The organism is Enterococcus termitis (genome assembly GCF_001730305.1).
In the GTDB taxonomy this organism is placed as follows: Bacteria; Bacillota; Bacilli; order Lactobacillales; family Enterococcaceae; genus Enterococcus_L; species Enterococcus_L termitis.
In genome coordinates, this window is record NZ_MIJY01000023.1 from 136,312 (window position 1) to 153,446 (window position 17,135).

Consider the following 17,135-nt stretch of genomic DNA (forward strand, 5'->3'; position numbering starts at 1 on the left):
TATTATAACCGTAAAAAGTGTTTTTATCAACTTTTTACGGTTATTTTTAATTGATAGTGATATAACTATTTATGGAGGTGCTTTTTTTGAATTTTATTGATTGGCGTTACAAGGGTTTACGGGTGCGAAAATGGCATAGAAAAATGATTTGGCGGGTTCTCTCCCTCTTTTCTCTATCCGTTTTCTTATCACTGTTTATTTACAATTGCTGGCAGAATAATTATTTTACATTATTGACTGCTATTCCCTTTTCAAAAATGGGTGTTGCTTTCAGTCGCTCGTTTCTTGTTGGGCTTTTATGTAGTGGACTGCTCTTTTTTCTTGCTTATCCACTGTTCAAACGCTTTTTACTTTTACAACGTTTATGCACAATGATTTATAGTTCGGGTTTCTATATCGTGAATGATTTTCAAACGCCGAACATGATGAAAAGTAATAGCGTGCGTATGAAAAAAGATATTATTTACTTTCCCCGCTTTTATGTCAAGCTGGTAAAAAATCAAATTCAAATCACTGTTCGTTTAGATGGAAGTGAGTTTCACCAATCGGGCAAGCTAAAAGAATTATCTGGAATTTTTGAAGAAATGTTTGAAATTGATTTAGTCGGTATGGGATTGCGAAATAGCTTTTTTACGTACTCGTTTGAAGTAGATAATGCAAAAAATCGATTAACGATTGCTGACATTGTGCCAGTTGATTATAGTATAGAACTCATGAAAGGTATTTTCTGGAATATCGCAAAAGTGCCACATGCTCTAATTGTAGGTGGCACTGGTGGTGGGAAGTCCTATTTTATTCAAGTTTTGTTACGAGCTTTTGCGAAAATGGGTGCAGATATTCGTATCGGTGACGCTAAGTACAGTGATTTGTTAGATATGAAAAAGTTCTTCCCTCATGTCTATGGTGACCCGAAAGAAATTTCAAATATGGTAAAAGTTACTGTACAAGAAATGAATGACCGCTACAAATATGTAAAAACACTGGATAACTATAAGTCGGGGAAAGATTTTACCTATTACAAATTGAAGCCGATTGTTCTTATTTTAGATGAATATGTCGCTTGGATAAGTAGTTATACAGTGAAAAAGGAACGTGATGAAATTTTAAGTGATTTAAGACAAATTATCTTAAAGGGGCGTCAAGTGGGCGTTATTGGTATTTTTGCTACGCAACGACCAGACGCTGAATTTTTAAAAGGTGATATTCGAGATCAGTTGGGCTTGCGTGTCTCGTTGGGTGAAATGGGCGATGACGGCTATAAAATGGCGTTTGGTAAAATTACTCAAATGTTGATTAACAAAGGAATAGTTGGGCGTGGGTATATTCATATGACAGGTAATTTCTTAGTTCGGGAATTTTACAGCCCTCTTGTTCCAGAAGAATATGATTTTATTAAAGAAATGGCTGACTTGCTCGGAATCGACGGGCTGAACGATTTGGAGCGAAGCGGAAAAATCGATTCATGCCCTACAGATTCCGAGCCTGCAGACGGATATGAAATAAGAGAAATAATATATGAGGAGAAGGAAAGTTATGAGCGAAGCGAATAACACCCCCACTACTAATAGGGGGGTTACGCGTACAAATGAAGAATTACCCTTACGCTTTTTAATTGATTGGTGTCAAGTAACAGTAAAGGATTTTGACGTTCAAACGATATGTACTGAGCTGTTGAACATTCCGTTTGAACTCATGCGTGAGGACGAACGAACAGGCATTAAAGGCTATCATGCATCTTATTGTTATGACGATATTCGTATTTTAGAAAGCAGTGGGAAAAACGCAGATAACGGTGTTCAGTTATTAATGTCTGGCGGTGGTTGTCGGAATTATGAAGTGTTTCTTGAAGCGAATAACGAAACATGGTTTGATTTTTTAGCCCGTGCTTTAGAGTATGGCTCTAATATCCCTCGGATTGATTTAGCAATTGATGACCGCAAAACATATTTCAAAATTCCAACGTTGAAACGTATGGCAAAAAAAGGCTATACAGTTGGTAATTTGAAAATCGGTTCGGGTAATGATTCATTCGCATTAAAAGACGGTGAAAATAAAGGCGAAACACTGAATCTTGGTACAAAATCAAGTAAAATCCACATGGCTTTTTATGAGAAAGACCTTGAACAAGCGGGGAAATTCAATCTTGATGAACCTTTGCCAAAATGGAACAGGTATGAAATACGATTTCGGCAAGAAAAAGCTGTTGCGTTGGCAAAAGAATTAATCAAAACCCGAAGGGTTGACCAAGTAGCATTTGAAATATTAAATAACGAAGTTCGATTTGTCACATCACCTAAGAATGGCACAGATACAAATAAACGTCGCTGGGATGTGTGGCAACCGTGGGCGTGGTTCATGAAAGATGTGAATAAACTGAAACTTTCTATTGAACCCGCTGAAAAATCGTTTGAACAACTATTTTCTTGGATGTTTAAATCTAATGGTCCAATGCTTTGGGTGATACGTGAACTTGATCGCTTATGTGGTACTCAACAATTGAAATGGATTATTGATAATGCAAATGTTACAGAAAAGCATTATAAGATGGTAGAAAGTTATAAAAAGCAAATAGAACGATTAGAGTTGTATAAAACACGGTTAGAAAGTGAATTAAAAAATGAACTTGAAGATTATGAATAAAGGTAAGTTTTCCTCTTGCCTTTTTTTGCGGTGCTATCTAAATACGGAAAAGAAAAATCACAGAAGAAAAGTTCTCTCCTGTGACTCTGTTTCTTAGTAGTAACTGCTCTCGTATACGGGTTCGCCGCCGTATGGATAGAACGTATCCCACGAGTTGCTACCAAATATGGGTTGTCTATCGTCGTACGCTTTGACACGTCTTCTAATGATACTATCTTTTGTATTGGCTAGTGCGTAATCGGTGAATATGTTCGGTACTGGTTCAACTGTTCCGCTCATGCTGGTTTGCACTTCTACTGTCTTCTTGGCGATTGGTCGAAGCCATACAGTTTTATCAGTTGTTTTAATAACTTGCCAAAATGCGACGTTGGTTTGTTCATAGCCCCAACTCGTGTAAAGAATGTCTCCTACTAAATATTTGTGTGCGTTGTTTGTTTCTGTTGCCATGTGTATCAGTCCTTTTCTTTTTGATTTTTTGTTTTTCAAAACCATTTTCTTGATGTGTTTTTCTGAGGTGGAAAAGGTTTAAAAAAATTTCTATTTTTTCCGTTCTCAGTTCTTGCATCGTGTTGATTGAGTTATGGTTCATTTTCCGTCAGTTGTTATCGTCGGTGTGCTTATGTCTCACAGACAGGACAGCGAAAAAGAAAGGGAATGCTGTAGTGAAAAAGTTTTGTACTGAAAGTTGCCCACAAAAGTTTTTCGCGCCCCTTTCTTTTTCACTGTTTTGGCTGTATAAGCAACAACACTGACGAGAACAACGTTTTGACGGAAATGTACTATAACGGACACGAAACGAACGGGAAAAATCGGGTTGAAATTTTTAATGCTTTTAATGGTCTTTTATTAAAGTTTGGGGTTTGCCCTTTTCAAAGGGCATGGTTTTATTTCTAAGGAGGAATTATATGTATACGTACGAAAATTATGTAAGTAAAATGAACCAATTAACTATGAATGCTTATCTGAGTAGAGAGTTTCCGAGACTTATACTTTGGTTAGTCGTTACTGTTATTGTCATATTTATGGTTCTCTTCTTTTTAAAGTTGTTTATCGGCAAAAAAATCACTCGTGTTTCATTGATGGAAATTTGTGCTAACACAACAAAATGTTCGACGGCTATTGGTCTTTTTTTTGTTGGTTTATCCGTGATTAGCGGCTTTTCATACAATGCAACAAGCAAAAAAGAGCTAAAGGCAGATTTTAAAGAGCATTTATCTATTGTTTGGAAAGAAGAATCTAAAGAGGAACTTTATTCACTGGGAACAGAAACCAGTCAAAAAACTTCGGGTGAGTTGGTCTTTTTTATTGGTCGTATATCCACCGATAGTGAAACAGATTATCGATATGTGGTAAGTACCGAACAAGGATATCAGCTTCGTACGCTCTCGAAACAAGTTGATAACTTTAGTGAGAAGAATGTATATGTCAAAGAATCAAATGACGATAAGCCGTTTTTGATGATTGAAAAACAATCTTATGAAGACGAACGCTTCAACTCTATTTTTGGAGAATATTTTCTTTTTTCGGGTTCAACGTTTAAAGACCGGTACACGTTTACTGTTCCTGTGGGCACAGTAAAAACTGAGTTTAACTATAACTAATAGGAGTGTTTAACATGAGTAGTGAACTATTTTGGGATTTGGTTTTACAGCTGTTTGTAGTGGTCATGTTGTTTTTGAGTTTACTACTATTTGTTGTTTTGGTTTTATTTTTTATCTATATGTTTTTGTCAACAATGGTATATCTCTTGGTTTTTGAAAAATATAGCATAAACACTTGGTTTAAATTCGTTTTTAGAAGGGAATGATTTTATGTTTGTGACATTATCTGACCGTTTGCGTCAATTAGGATTCGTTGAACTCTCAAAAGGAAACTATAAGCTGTTTGTAACGGATATTCCTCCCTAGAACTTCTCTTGTGATTGAAGGTTTTCTTGATAAGAAAACAGGGAAATATCTGTTTGATTTTTATTCTATGAAGTACGATAAGCGCCAAGGCAAGAGTTACGGCTATAAGGTCTATTGCCAACAAGTGTACGTGACTACTATGTTCAAAAACGTATCAAGTCATATGGCGTTTATGAAACAGTTGTTGAACGGAAAGGAGGCACTATGAGTACATTATTTATATTTGCATTTGGTATTTTCTTTGGGGTAGCTGTACAACCTAAAGTAAATACCTTATTTGCATTGGAGTATCGCTCCCAAGTAAAGGCAATTTGTCAAAAGTTTAACTGTGAAAAAAATGAGTTCACCTACTATGTAGAAGACAACGACGGGTACTATATCGTGAGTTTAAAAGACCACGAGCACCGCGTTAAATTTTCACTAAATAAACCCTGTCAAATTGTATACTGCCAAGAAGTCGAGCGTGTGGCTTCTGATTATTAAGAGAAAGAAAGGATGAATGACAAGTGAACTTTTTTCAAAATGTATTTAACAGTGTCGTTGGCGAAGCGAAATACTTCGTCATGATCTGTATGTTGATTGCAGCTGGTTATTTTGCTTTGGAACGTAAAGCAAGCAAAGCAATTCCCGTTATTTTAGCTGTAGCGGTTGCTGTATGGTTCGTTGGCGATACAGCGGGCGTATTTGATTGGTTATTGAATAACATGAAAGCATGGGGTAAATAAACATGCAAACAATTAAAAACTGGTCGAAGATTTGGAAAATCGAGAGAGTTTTTTATAAGGTGAGTAATGAAATCTCTCTCCCCCGCCCTGTAACACAAACGTTTTTAACGTGGTTTGTTATAGGGTTTGTTTTATCTCTAAAAATGAAAGGTATCTTCCCATTTATGTTCTCCAGTGCATTGGTCAACCATTTAGGCGTTCCCTTTGGGATTGCCTTTTTATTGAACAAACGGACATTTCAAGGAAAAAAACCTTATAATTTCTTGCTGTCAATCGTGCTGTTTTGGGTTCGCCCAAAACGGACACGTCGGGGCGGTTGGGTCGGAAAATCAAAAGAACATACCCTTGAACAAACGGTATTGATTCGAGAAAGGAGCGAGTTATTGAATGAACCTTCCTAATTTAGTACCAAAATTCCCCTTGAAATATTTAGAAGAAAATCTTGTATTCAACCATGACGGCACAGTCTATGCGTACTATGAATTTACGCCGTATAGTTATGGTTTTGTCGGTCAAGACAAAGCCTTTCAAATCAAAAATAATTTGGCACGAATGATTAAACAAGTAAAAAAAGGACGTTTCCGTTTGTATAAATGTTCGGCAGAAGAACCGATAAGTCATGCAATTGAACGTTCAAAAAATGAAGTAAAGTCGAAAGGTGAACTGAAAGAACTTGCCTTTCAGCATTTAGATGGGGTCGAAGATATTTTAATTAATATGAATGGTGAGTATGATGTCTCTACCCGCTATTTCATTGGGTTTGAACTCTCTCTTGACGAGGAAAAACTCGGAAAAAGTCGCTTCTTAGATGATGTGGTGTCAGGAATTGAAGATTTCTTTCACCGCTCCAATGCTTTACTGTTTGATGAATTTGAGAAAATTCCAAACAAAGACATTGAACGGTATCAACGGTTGGAACGTTTGTTGTACAACCGTATTACCCGACATTTCCATTTAAGGAAAACTGAACCGTCCGACATTGAATATATCGTTGCACATTTGAACGGAAAGAGAAATCACTCTATACAGGAAACTGAAACGTTCATGCAGTCGTTCAAAGATGAAAAAGATACCTATGCGTTCAAATATGACACGCTCAAAATGGCTTCTCCTACCATTATTGAACATGACCAATATTTAGAAATTGTTCATAAAGACCGTACGGAATTTGTTTCTTATCCCGCTTTATCACACGTTACAGGTGATTTAGTGTTTCCGTTTGGTTCTGAATTTCTGTATTACGAACAATCGACGTTTGATTTTCCAACGGATGTGAGTATTGATGTTGAGGTGCTGGAAAATAAACCAGCCCTTACAAAAATTCGCAACAAAAAAATGGATTTAAAAGACATTGACGAAAGCGGGCTTGAAAGTGGGCATGATGTCGCAAACAACGTGCTGGAAGCCCGACAGATGGCAAGTGAATTAGAAGCCGAACTGGAAAACACCAAAGATTGTATGTATAAAATCTCGTTAGTGGTTCGTGTGTCTGCTGATAGCCACGAAGAATTATTAAAGCGTGAAAGTGATGTGCAAAGTTTTTATGATGATTACAAAATGCGCTTAGAAGTGCCAAGCGGTGACCAGCTCTTTCTTCATTATGAGTGTTTCCCGTCGGGAAAACGAACCATTGAAGATTATGTTCAATACGTGGAAGCTGAATTTTTGGCTAGTATCGGTTTTGGCGCAACGCAAAAACTCGGTGACGAGTACGGTATTCCTTTAGGTTTTAACGTTGATACGGGAAAACCTGTTTATATTCGCCCGTGGCTGGCGGCGCAAGGTGTCAAAGGAAGTAACACCAATGCCCTTGCGAAAGCTTTGATTGGTTCACTTGGTGGTGGGAAGTCTTTAACAGAAAACTTATTGACATTTTGGAGTGTGCTATTTGGTGCGCTGGGCTTCCTTATTGACCCAAAAGGCGAACGTACAAACTGGAAAGATGATTTGCCTTATTTTAGTAAACATTTAAAGACGGTCAATATTACCAACAGTGAAGAAAATATTGGACTGCTTGACCCCTTCTCTATTATGTCCGATTCTAAAGACCAAGAAGCACTAGCATTGGATATTTTAACGTATATCACGGGTGTAAGTGTTCGTGATGAAGAACGTTTTCCTTGTTTACAAACAGCCGTCGAAGCTGTCACTCGTTATGACAAAAAAGGATTGCTCTTTGTTATTGATGAACTTCGGGGGCAAAATGCTCCCGTGGCTACGAAATTAGCCAATCACATTGAAAGTTTTAAAAAACTGTCGATTGCGGGGCTTTTATTCGGGAATGGTGACAATCAAAAAGGCTTAGATATGACTGCTCCATTAAATATTGCGTTGGTGCAAGATTTAACCCTACCTGATAAAGATACCTTGCCCGAAGATTACAACACAAATGAAATTTTGAGTGTATCTATTATGATGATTCTTGCGACTTATTCGCTTGATTTTATCAAACTGAATCGCTCGATTTTTAAAGCATTAGGCTTGGATGAAAGCTGGGCGTGGTTGAACGTCGCACAAGGGAAAATCTTAGGAAATAAACTGGTGCGTGCGGGTCGTTCTATGAATGCGGGTATTGATTTCTCTACACAAAATACAGACGATTTAGGCGACGAGAAAATGAAAAATAACATTGGGATGAAATTTATTTTCCGTTCTAATGATCGTGATGAAATCGAGAAAGCTCTTGCCTTTTGTAATCTGGAAAGCACAGAAGAAAACATTGCTCGTGTCATGGGGCTACAAAACGGCGAATGTTTATTCGTGGATATTCACGGAAACGTGGGCGTGGTTTATGTGTATTACTGGTTTGAAGATTTGTTCAACGCCTTTGATACTCGCCCTCCAATGGAAGAAAACGAGGTGTAACCATGAGAAAAAAATACTATTGGGGCAGTATCTTTTTACTGCTCTTTTTCTTGTTCTTTGCTCTCGCTCCTTCCGTTGTACATGCGACAGGCTGGGTAAGTGAAACAGTCGGTCAAGAACAAGCGGTATTTAATTTTGAAAAGTACCCGCTGGAAAACTATTCCCTTGATTTCTTTGTTGATTCTAGCTGGAAGTGGCTTCCGTGGAAATGGGGCGAAGGAATTGGCGACGCTGTGATTTATGGCTTATATGCGATTACCAATGTTCTATGGTTGTTAAACGTATATATCAGCTATTTCATTGGGTTTATCGTGCAAGAAGCTTTTGACTTGGACTTTATTACAAGTCTAGTTTCCAGCTTGGCAACCAATATGCAACGAATTGCGGGTATTGATGCCAACGGCTTACGTGCAACGGGTCTTTTCCCTGTTTATGGAAAATGGCTTATCTTGATTGCGGGGTGTTATATTGCATATGTTGGGGCAGTCAAACGACAAGCCACACGAGCGATACAACACGCTGTTCTTTTTGGGGTAACGTTTATCATGTCAGGTGTTTTCTTGATGAATGCGAACACCTATTTAACACAAGTAAATGACGCTCAAAAAGACATTAACAGTGAAATGTTAGTGATTGCCAAAGACATTATCCCAAATGCAAGTTCGGAAACAATTATCGTTGCTCCTGGATACCCAAGTGAAGCCGAACAAAAAACAAAGGGCGCAACAAATGCCATTCGAGAGAATTTATTTGAACTGCAAGTAAATACCCCTTGGCGATTGTTACAATTTGGTGATAATGATATTGATACTATTGGGAAAGATAGAGTTGAAAAAATACTGAAACAGCCTTCTTTAGGAGAAGAAAGAAATAAGCAAGTGAAAACAGAAGTTGAAAAATACAGTAATAAGAATGTTTCTATCAATGGTGCGTTTCTTCGCTTTGGAATGACATTACTAGTGATTGTCGCAAATGCGGTTGTTAGTTACAGTGTCGCTGTTCTAACGATTACCATGATTACGTCGCAAATTCTGTTTCTATTGTTCTGTGCGTTTCTTCCTGTCGCAATGATCTTTTCACTGTTCCCTAACTCTAATCGTATTTTGTTTGGGGCTATGCAAAAAGTTGCTCAAGCGTTAATGACAAAAATGGGTATTACACTTATTTTAGCGGTGGTCTTCTCTCTTAGTCATTCCTTTTTTGGATTGGCACAGGAAAAAGGCTATATTTGGGTGATTTTTTTACAAATTGCCACATGGTTAACAACGGTGAATAAAGTCAATGAGTTGTTAGGCTTCATGAGTTTAGGCGGTGCAGATACTCGGCAAGGTGGACGATTTGGACGCATGGCAAAAAGTTTAATGTTTGCGGGTGTCGCTCGGAACATGATGAAGCGAACCATGCCACAACAAACAACCAAACCAAAACAAAATGTTTCTAAGCGTATGGATATGCGGGAGAAACAACCAATTTCTAAACGCGTGGGTGAAAAAATTTCAAATGTTCAGGATATGCCAAATCGATTTGTTGAGAAAGCAAACACTGTGAAAGATACGGTTAAAAATGCGCCGACCAATGCGAAATACAAAGCAATGGAAATGCGAAACAGCTATGATGAGGGGCGTATTGGTACAGAATTGAAAAACAATACCCAGCGGTCTAATCGAGTGGCACAACGTCAACTGACGCAACAACAACGGGTGGACGCATTGAGACAAGCAGAAGAACGCAAGAAAAATAATGTGAGAAATCACCTTTCTTCTACTGCCCCTCAAAGTTTCGACCAAGCCAAATTACCAAAAGAAAAAAATGCGTTGCGCTCAACAATTAGTCAATCGGATAAAAAATACCGAGTGTCTGTTCCTGTAACAAAAGCTAGTTATGATTCAAACACGAGTGTACCTACAGTTGACAAAGAGTTAAGCAAAGCGTCTTATTCAGTTTTAGGCATGGACGAAAAAGAAAACCGTGAACCAAGCGTACCCGTCTATTTCACGAATGATTCAAAAGGAACAGAACGAGTGGAACAGTTCAATCAAAAGAAACAAGAAACACGGTTGAAACGACAAGCTAGTAAACTAGGATTGAAAGAAGAAAAGCAAGTCCAGCGATTTGTACAACACAAACAAAACCGTAAGCACACGCCTAGAGGGGGCAAAAAATAATGAAAAAGTATTTTTCTTTATTTTTAGTCTTTTTAGCTGGTTTAGGTACATTTATTTTGCTCATCAGTGGCGGGAAAGTGAATGAACCTGAAACAAACACCGAAATTGTAGCGGTTGGATTGCCCGAAGCAGTCTTGCAATACAAAGAAATTGTGGAAAAAGAAGCCAAAGCTAACAATATACCCGACAAAGTCAATGTATTGTTAGCGATTATGGCGGTTGAAAGTGGTGGGAAAGGTAACGACGTGATGCAAAGTTCGGAAAGTCTAGGCTTGCCCGTCAATACTTTACAACCTCTTGAAAGTATCAAACAGGGGGTCAAGTATTACGCTGAAAATTTAAAAGCTGCTAAAGAAAATGGTTGTGATGATGACGTAGCTATCGCTATGTATAATTTTGGCGGTGGCTACCTTGATTTTGTGGTGAAAAATGGCAAAAAGCACACGTTAGCAGTAGCAGAAAAATTCTCCCGTGAGGTGGTTGCCCCTAGTCTTGGCAATACCACAGGTGAAAAATACCATTACCCTAACCCGATTGCGAATAATCACGGAAACTATCTCTATTGGAATGGTGGGAATTTTTACTATGTGGATTTGGTCAAACAATTTTTGAACAATCCATCAAGTGGCTCTAGTGGGGCAAGTAGCATTGCGATTTTAGATAGTGTATTGGGTCAAAAGCTTTTTACGGGTCAATGTTATTCTATGACAGGTTATTATGTACAAAAAGTAGGTGGACCGCAATTAATAGGTTCAGGCTACCTTTTTGCTTCAAAAATTGGTTCAGATTATGATTGGGAAAGCTACGGCTGGGAAGTCATTTTCAATCCTAAATATGAGCAATTAAAAGCTGGTGATGTCATTAATTGGAATCAAGACCCTATCGTCGCACCTACAATTTGGGGGCATACGGGTGTTATTAAGTCTGTAGATGGTGGCAACAATTTTACTACCTACGAACAAAATGGAGGGAAAGGTGAAATTGTCGCTATCTATCAACAAATTTGGCGTCCGTCCATTTCAAGTATTGTAAGGAAAAAAATAGAAAACACGAACGGGATTTTTTACTGAAGCTGAAAATCGTTCGTGTTTTTAACTAAAATAATCGATAAGGAGACAAACTACTATGCTTTTAAAGCGAAAAAAACCGTTGAAAGAACAAAAAACATCAAAAAAGAAAAAAACTGGTCGCTCTCGTGTGCCTCGTATTATTTTAATAGGCGGTTGGTCGTTACTAATCTTTAGCGTTGGGTTTGGTATGTACAACAATCTAACGGCTGTATCAACTCACACAGTTCATGAAAAAGAAGTGATAAAAGAACAGTTGATTGATACAACGGGGCTTCAAAGTTACGCAAAGGGCTTTGCGAAAGCGTATTTTACTGTATCACCAACGAGTAAAGACCAGCAAGAGCAACGAGAAGCGTTAGAAGGCTATTTATCAGAAAATCTTTCCTATTCTAGCTCTCTTTACAAAGAAGTAAAAGAGAAAGTTTCAGTGAAGGACGTTGAAATTTGGGGCATTACAGCCGTACCAAATGAAAAAAATGTATACAGTGTGTTGTTAAAACTAATGTTGGAAGCTGGCAAAGAAAGCTATGATCGTGCGTATTCCGTCAATATTTATGTCAAAGACAATCAATTTTCGGTGGTCAAATTGCCAATTTTAGCAACCTTGCCAAGTAAAGCAAACGTTGAGGTGGCGCAACAAATGACAACAACAAATGTTGAGGCAACCACTCGTGAAGCTGTTGAGGGCTTTTTAGAAACATTCTTCGGTGTTTATCCAAAAGCCGATGAAAAAGAATTGATTTATTACGGTAAGGAATTACAGCCGATTAAAGACAATTTGACCTTCTTAGAAATTACCAATGCACAAATGGCAGAAACTAAACAAACGGTAGAGGTTACCTGTACGGTTGTTTATCGGGATAATGACACGAAATTGACCTTTGAAATGCCGTATCAATTAACGCTGGAAAAAGTATCAGACGGTAAATTCTCTATTAAGGAGTTGCACTAATGAAAAAAACAGGACGATTGATTTTCAGCGTTGCCGTGTTATTGGTACTTGGTGGCTGTTCGGAAAATAAAGAACAAACCACCATTCAGAAACAAGAAAAGCAAATTGAAACACTCACGCATGAAAAGAAAGAATTGGAATTGTTGTTAGAGAATGAGAAGCAGAAAACGCCTGTTTCTTCTTCTCCAATAGTAGAAGCTACTGTTGAGGAATCAGACACAGAAGAATTATCCTCTTTGTTTGATTCGTTCATTCGTGCGCAATTTGAACAAGACGGCGAAGCATTGAAACCACTGACGACTGCTAAATTATACACAATGCTTGTGGATAAAGCAGGCGAACGTGAGACGACTGTCTCGTTTAAAAGTACCGTAAAATCTATTACGCTGTATCAAGCAGAATCCTTAAATGATACAGAAGCGGTACTTGTCGGGAAAATTGAAGTAGAAACAAAAGTCGGAGATTTTGCGCCTAGCCGTTATCAACAATTAGTTGAGTGTACAGCTGTGAAAGATTCCGAAGGAGTGTTTCAAGTAGACACACAAACATTAACCAATTTAGCACAATGAAATGTTTTTTTAATATTTTTTTAATCATAATCTTTCTTATTTGTTTTCTTTTTGGTAAAATATAAAAAAACACAAGGAGTAAGAAAATGAGAAAAAAGCTATGCGGTTATTTATTAATGATAGTTACTATGTTGATTGTCTCAGGGTGTTCGTCGTTTGTGTCTAGAGAGGAAGAGTATACAAAAGTTATTGATTCAGCTTTAAAAGCAAATCAAGAGCTAGTTAAAGAGTACGATTGGAATTTTGGTGAAAATGATATTTTTGAAAGAAAAGAAAGTAATATTATGATTTGGGAAGATGAAAATAATTACTATGTTTATCTTAGAAAAAATAATTTTAATGATGGTTATGACTATGTCTATGGTGATGGCTATAAAATTGCAAAAACCAATGATAGCTGGGATTCTTCGCCTGATGACCGAGCAAAGATTAAAGAATTCCTCGACGACAATGTTTCCCCGATTTATGAAGAAAATAACATTGAGTTAGTATCTGATGATAAAGACATGCGGTAAAAAAGAATAGCAAAAAGAAACTCCTTTGTGTATAGTTTAAGTGTCTAGTTTAAACAAAATACAGAAAGGAGTTTTCTTCTTGAACTACTCGCATTTTACCATAGATGAACGTGCATGTATAGCACTCTACTTAGAAAAACAATTATCTATTCCAAAAATTTCGGAACTGATTGGACGGCATTTTTCGTCTGTTTATCGAGAAATCAAACGTAATTCAGATGAAAACGGAAAGTATGATCCGTCACTGGCAGAAGTGAAAGCTTCTATACGTCAAACAAATAGAAAGAATCATATAAAATATACAGTTGTTAGGAAAAAGAAAATTGAGAAAGGCTTGTTGCAAAAATGGTCACCTGAACAAATCGTCGGACATTATCGAGAAGTGGACGGTGAATTTGTTTGTCATAAAACTGTGTATCGCTGGATTCGCCAAGGGAAGCTATTACAAGGTGATATTTCAGTTTTACGTCGAAAAGGAAAAAAATATAAACGCCGAACAGATGTAAATAGAATGTCTGGCGGTAAAAGTATTCATGACCGCCCAAAAGAAGCAAAGGAACGGATACGTGTAGGCGATTGGGAGTTAGACACAGTTGTTGGCTGTAAAGGTACAAAGTCTTGTTTATTGACGATTGTTGACCGTAAAAGCCGATATTTGAAATCCATGTTGTTACCTGATAGAAAAGCTAACCGTGTGGCAAAAGCAATAGAACTATTACTGAAAAATGAGGTTGTGCATACTTTAACAGCCGATAATGGAAAAGAATTTTCTGATTTCCGTCAAGTTGAACGGAAATTGAATACAGACGTATTTTTTGCTGACCCTTACGCTTCTTGGCAAAGAGGAACAAATGAAAATACTAATGGTCTATTGCGAGAATTTATTCCTAAAGGTAAGGATATTGGCACATATACAGAGGAACAACTTCAAGAATATGTGCATATGATAAATACTCGACCAAGAAAAACACTTGGTTATCAGACAGCGTCTAATGTGTATCTTTCACCTACCTGATTTTAGTAATTCATAGTTAAATAGAGGTTGAAAAAAATTTTTAATCTTTCAACCTCTATTTTGTCATGTTTTCAGCTATTGAATAGGAGGTAAAACATGTGAAATTCCTCACTTTTTACCCAATCAAAATATTTTATAAAAAAAATTTCGCATTTCTATTGACAATCCGTCATGTCTTTCTTCTGTAAGCATTTTCACACCTCTTTCACTGAACATAATAGCATAATAAAAAATCATATGCAATCAAAAACGGTCAAAAACAGTCAAAAAAGTTCTTGCTATTTATTATAAATAGGAAAAAGGACGTCAATTTTATTATTTGACAAGAACAAACCTTCTTGGCTTAATGGAAGTAAGCATATCGGAGGGATAGTATGGATAATCGCACAATATTACAAGGATTTGAATGGTACTTGCCAGCGGATCGGCGTCATTGGCGGCGAATCACTGAAATGGCAGAAAAACTACATAGACTAGGAATCAACGGTGTTTGGCTTCCGCCTGCTTATAAAGGCGCAAACGGTGTAAATGATGTTGGTTATGCTCCTTATGATCTTTACGATTTAGGTGAATTTAATCAAAAAGGAACGATTTCTACAAAATATGGAACGAAAGACGAATACTTGAAGTGTATTAAAGCATTAAAAAATGCAGGAATTGATGTATATGGAGATATTGTCTTCGACCATTTTATGGGAGCAGATGAGGAAGAGAACGTTTCAGCTATAAAATATAGTCCTGAAAACCGCAATGAGCGTGTAAGCGGAGAAGAAGAGATCACCGCTTGGACTAAATTTACATTTCCAGGAAGAAAACAAATATATAATGACTATATTTGGACGTGGAGAAACTTCTCAGGTATCGATTTTGATGATCGTCGCAAAGACCACGGCATTTTCAATTTCGATGGTAAAGGTTGGAAAGAAGAGGTCGATCAAGAAAACGGCAATTACGATTATTTGATGGGGTGTAATTTAGATATGGCTAATCCGGAAACTGTGGAGCAGTTAAATAAATGGGGAAAGTGGTATCAAGCGCTAACGGATCTTGATGGATATCGCTTAGATGCGGTGAAACATATTCAATTCAATTATTTTGTCGATTGGTTATTAAATAGAAGAAACGAAAAAGGCAAAGAATTATTTGTTGTTGGTGAGTACTGGAACGGAGATGTTAAAAAATTGATCAATTATATTGATCGATCCGGTGCGTTGATTTCTTTGTTTGATGTACCTTTACATTATCATTTATATGAAGCGTCCAGTTCGAATGGTCAATATGATATGCGGAATATTTTTGAAGAAACCTTAGCAAAAGAACGTCCAGAATGGGCTGTGACATTTGTAGATAATCACGATACACAGCAGGGACAAAGTTTAGAATCTTGGGTAGCTGGGTGGTTTAAAGTTCACGCGTATGCGTTGATTTTGTTACGTAAAGCAGGAACACCGGTTGTTTTTTGGGGTGACTTATTTGGGATTCCTAGTCAAAATGTAGCCCCTGTTGGCAAAGACTTGCCACTTTTGTTGAAGATTCGTGAACGATTAGCTTATGGAAATGAGCTGGACTATTTTGATGATCCAAGCGTTGTTGGTTGGGTCAGAACTGGAATCTTTGAGAAAGAAAAATCAGGTTACGCAGTCATCATGACTAATGGAGCTGCTGGACATAAAAATATGACTGTCAGTGCGATTCATGCGGGCAAAACCTTTGTCGATATTTTAGGCAATAATGCAACCAAAGTTATTTTGGACGAAAAAGGAGCAGGTGATTTCCCGGTGAACGGAGGAGAAATCTCTGTGTATGTTAATGAAGGAGCAGTACCATCTCTAACAAAGAATATAGAAGAATTCATATGAAAGTAGACAAACTCCTTGGTGAAATAAAAAGGGATCGAAAAAGATGCTTCACTCGCAAAATAGTATAGAAAGTTCATAAACTCTATGGTACAGTTAATCAGTAACCGAAAAATGAGTTTTATTAAAAGGAGAAGTAGAATATGAAGAAATTAAAAGTTGGGATTGTTAGTATTTTGATGGGGATGTTGATTATCAGTGGCTGCGGCAATACAAAAGGGAGTACTAATGCATCTAGTAGTCAGTCGAGCAGCCAACAAGAAAGTTCAGAAAAAGCTTCTAAAGAAAGTTCATCATCATTAACAATTGAAAGCACTGAAGAAACTGAAGAAGCTAAATCAGGGAATTCAAGCCAGTTTTCACTGATGATTGAGGCAGCGCAATCACAAGTACCTAATTTGAAAAAACAATACGAAGGCATGTACTCAGATATTACTATATCTGAAGGAGAAGACAGTACAATTGTTTATACCTATACATTCGCCCAAGAAGCACCTATGGATGTAGATGCAGAAGCATTGAAACCTACGTTAGTTAAAGCATTGAAACCAGTGATCGACGGTGCTAAGGTTATGGTGCCAGATGTGAAAATTCAAGTAATTTTCCTTAATCCAGACAATTCTGAAGTAATCAATTTTGTTATTACACAGGAAGATACAGATAGTGTTGACGCTGAGAGCTAACGAAACAGCAAAAAGCATATAAAATAAAAACAACATTGAACTTTTTTTTGACCAACTAAAGTCAACTGAAGGAAGATGGGGACAGAAGTGTTTAACCAAGAGAAATAAGAAGGGATTGCTTCTGCTTCCACCGTTTATACGAATTCTAAGTGACTGGGATGTAACTCATGGAG

At 37.3% G+C, this 17,135-nt stretch carries 16 protein-coding genes; 15 read left to right on the forward strand and 1 reads right to left on the reverse strand.

Annotated features, from left to right (window positions below; genetic code table 11):
* The first annotated feature begins 86 nt into the window (after positions 1–86).
* A complete protein-coding gene (locus BCR25_RS10995; RefSeq protein ID WP_069663650.1) occupies positions 87–1,550 on the forward strand; it encodes an FtsK/SpoIIIE domain-containing protein in 1,464 nt (487 codons plus the stop codon).
* Positions 1,534–2,640 (forward strand): replication initiation factor domain-containing protein, encoded by a 1,107-nt coding sequence (locus BCR25_RS11000; protein ID WP_069663651.1) that lies wholly within the window; start codon positions 1,534–1,536, stop codon positions 2,638–2,640. Before BCR25_RS10995 ends, BCR25_RS11000 begins: the two co-directional genes overlap by 17 nt.
* Before the next feature lie 93 nt (positions 2,641–2,733).
* Here the strand turns inward: BCR25_RS11000 and BCR25_RS20715 are convergent, their stop codons facing one another.
* The gene (locus BCR25_RS20715; RefSeq protein WP_245792146.1) at positions 2,734–3,132 is read right to left on the reverse strand and encodes a hypothetical protein; all 399 of its coding nucleotides are present in this window, start codon (positions 3,130–3,132) and stop codon (positions 2,734–2,736) included.
* Positions 3,133–3,545: 413 nt separating this feature from the next.
* On the opposite strand from BCR25_RS20715, the gene BCR25_RS11010 reads away from it, so the two are divergent.
* The 13 genes from BCR25_RS11010 to BCR25_RS11080 all read left to right on the forward strand — a co-directional run bounded on the left by BCR25_RS11010 (position 3,546) and on the right by BCR25_RS11080 (position 16,962).
* Positions 3,546–4,241, forward strand: a complete 696-nt coding sequence (locus BCR25_RS11010; RefSeq protein WP_069663653.1) for a hypothetical protein — start codon at positions 3,546–3,548, stop codon at positions 4,239–4,241.
* 420 nt (positions 4,242–4,661) lie between these two features.
* Positions 4,662–5,030 (forward strand): hypothetical protein, encoded by a 369-nt coding sequence (locus tag BCR25_RS11025; RefSeq protein ID WP_245792144.1) that lies wholly within the window; start codon positions 4,662–4,664, stop codon positions 5,028–5,030.
* Between the two features lie 23 nt (positions 5,031–5,053).
* Positions 5,054–5,272: a hypothetical protein gene (locus BCR25_RS11030; protein ID WP_069663656.1), complete on the forward strand. Its 219-nt coding sequence runs from the start codon at positions 5,054–5,056 to the stop codon at positions 5,270–5,272.
* 2 nt (positions 5,273–5,274) lie between these two features.
* Positions 5,275–5,673: a conjugal transfer protein gene (locus tag BCR25_RS11035; RefSeq protein WP_069663657.1), complete on the forward strand. Its 399-nt coding sequence runs from the start codon at positions 5,275–5,277 to the stop codon at positions 5,671–5,673.
* Positions 5,660–8,137 (forward strand): ATP-binding protein, encoded by a 2,478-nt coding sequence (locus BCR25_RS11040; protein ID WP_069663658.1) that lies wholly within the window; start codon positions 5,660–5,662, stop codon positions 8,135–8,137. The genes BCR25_RS11035 and BCR25_RS11040 overlap by 14 nt, the downstream gene beginning before the upstream one ends.
* Positions 8,138–8,139: 2 nt before the next feature.
* Positions 8,140–10,302, forward strand: a complete 2,163-nt coding sequence (locus BCR25_RS11045) for a CD3337/EF1877 family mobilome membrane protein (protein ID WP_069663659.1) — start codon at positions 8,140–8,142, stop codon at positions 10,300–10,302.
* Complete coding sequence (locus BCR25_RS11050; RefSeq protein WP_069663660.1) at positions 10,302–11,372, forward strand: lysozyme family protein; 1,071 nt, start codon at positions 10,302–10,304, stop codon at positions 11,370–11,372. Before BCR25_RS11045 ends, BCR25_RS11050 begins: the two co-directional genes overlap by 1 nt.
* Positions 11,373–11,427: 55 nt before the next feature.
* Positions 11,428–12,324, forward strand: a complete 897-nt coding sequence (locus tag BCR25_RS11055; RefSeq protein WP_069663661.1) for a conjugal transfer protein — start codon at positions 11,428–11,430, stop codon at positions 12,322–12,324.
* Positions 12,324–12,893 (forward strand): hypothetical protein, encoded by a 570-nt coding sequence (locus tag BCR25_RS11060; RefSeq protein ID WP_069663662.1) that lies wholly within the window; start codon positions 12,324–12,326, stop codon positions 12,891–12,893. The genes BCR25_RS11055 and BCR25_RS11060 overlap by 1 nt, the downstream gene beginning before the upstream one ends.
* An 86-nt stretch (positions 12,894–12,979) precedes the next feature.
* Positions 12,980–13,408: a hypothetical protein gene (locus BCR25_RS11065; RefSeq protein ID WP_069663663.1), complete on the forward strand. Its 429-nt coding sequence runs from the start codon at positions 12,980–12,982 to the stop codon at positions 13,406–13,408.
* A 79-nt stretch (positions 13,409–13,487) separates the two neighbouring features.
* Complete coding sequence (locus BCR25_RS11070; protein WP_069663664.1) at positions 13,488–14,423, forward strand: IS30 family transposase; 936 nt, start codon at positions 13,488–13,490, stop codon at positions 14,421–14,423.
* A 374-nt stretch (positions 14,424–14,797) separates the two neighbouring features.
* Positions 14,798–16,282, forward strand: coding sequence for an alpha-amylase (locus BCR25_RS11075; RefSeq protein ID WP_069663665.1), 1,485 nt, complete (start codon positions 14,798–14,800; stop codon positions 16,280–16,282).
* A 140-nt stretch (positions 16,283–16,422) separates the two neighbouring features.
* Complete coding sequence (locus BCR25_RS11080; protein ID WP_069663666.1) at positions 16,423–16,962, forward strand: hypothetical protein; 540 nt, start codon at positions 16,423–16,425, stop codon at positions 16,960–16,962.
* Positions 16,963–17,135 lie beyond the last annotated feature (173 nt).

What these genes read in the sequence shown, in the direction of transcription:
- BCR25_RS11000 (WP_069663651.1), top strand. Translation starts at nt 1,534, where the DNA reads ATGAGCGAAGCGAATAACACCCCCACTACTAATAGGGGGGTTACGCGT.
- BCR25_RS20715 (WP_245792146.1), bottom strand. Translation starts at nt 3,132, where the DNA reads ATGGTTTTGAAAAACAAAAAATCAAAAAGAAAAGGACTGATACACATG.
- BCR25_RS11010 (WP_069663653.1), top strand. Translation starts at nt 3,546, where the DNA reads ATGTATACGTACGAAAATTATGTAAGTAAAATGAACCAATTAACTATG.
- BCR25_RS11035 (WP_069663657.1), top strand. Translation starts at nt 5,275, where the DNA reads ATGCAAACAATTAAAAACTGGTCGAAGATTTGGAAAATCGAGAGAGTT.
- BCR25_RS11040 (WP_069663658.1), top strand. Translation starts at nt 5,660, where the DNA reads ATGAACCTTCCTAATTTAGTACCAAAATTCCCCTTGAAATATTTAGAA.
- BCR25_RS11045 (WP_069663659.1), top strand. Translation starts at nt 8,140, where the DNA reads ATGAGAAAAAAATACTATTGGGGCAGTATCTTTTTACTGCTCTTTTTC.
- BCR25_RS11050 (WP_069663660.1), top strand. Translation starts at nt 10,302, where the DNA reads ATGAAAAAGTATTTTTCTTTATTTTTAGTCTTTTTAGCTGGTTTAGGT.
- BCR25_RS11055 (WP_069663661.1), top strand. Translation starts at nt 11,428, where the DNA reads ATGCTTTTAAAGCGAAAAAAACCGTTGAAAGAACAAAAAACATCAAAA.
- BCR25_RS11060 (WP_069663662.1), top strand. Translation starts at nt 12,324, where the DNA reads ATGAAAAAAACAGGACGATTGATTTTCAGCGTTGCCGTGTTATTGGTA.
- BCR25_RS11065 (WP_069663663.1), top strand. Translation starts at nt 12,980, where the DNA reads ATGAGAAAAAAGCTATGCGGTTATTTATTAATGATAGTTACTATGTTG.
- BCR25_RS11075 (WP_069663665.1), top strand. Translation starts at nt 14,798, where the DNA reads ATGGATAATCGCACAATATTACAAGGATTTGAATGGTACTTGCCAGCG.
- BCR25_RS11080 (WP_069663666.1), top strand. Translation starts at nt 16,423, where the DNA reads ATGAAGAAATTAAAAGTTGGGATTGTTAGTATTTTGATGGGGATGTTG.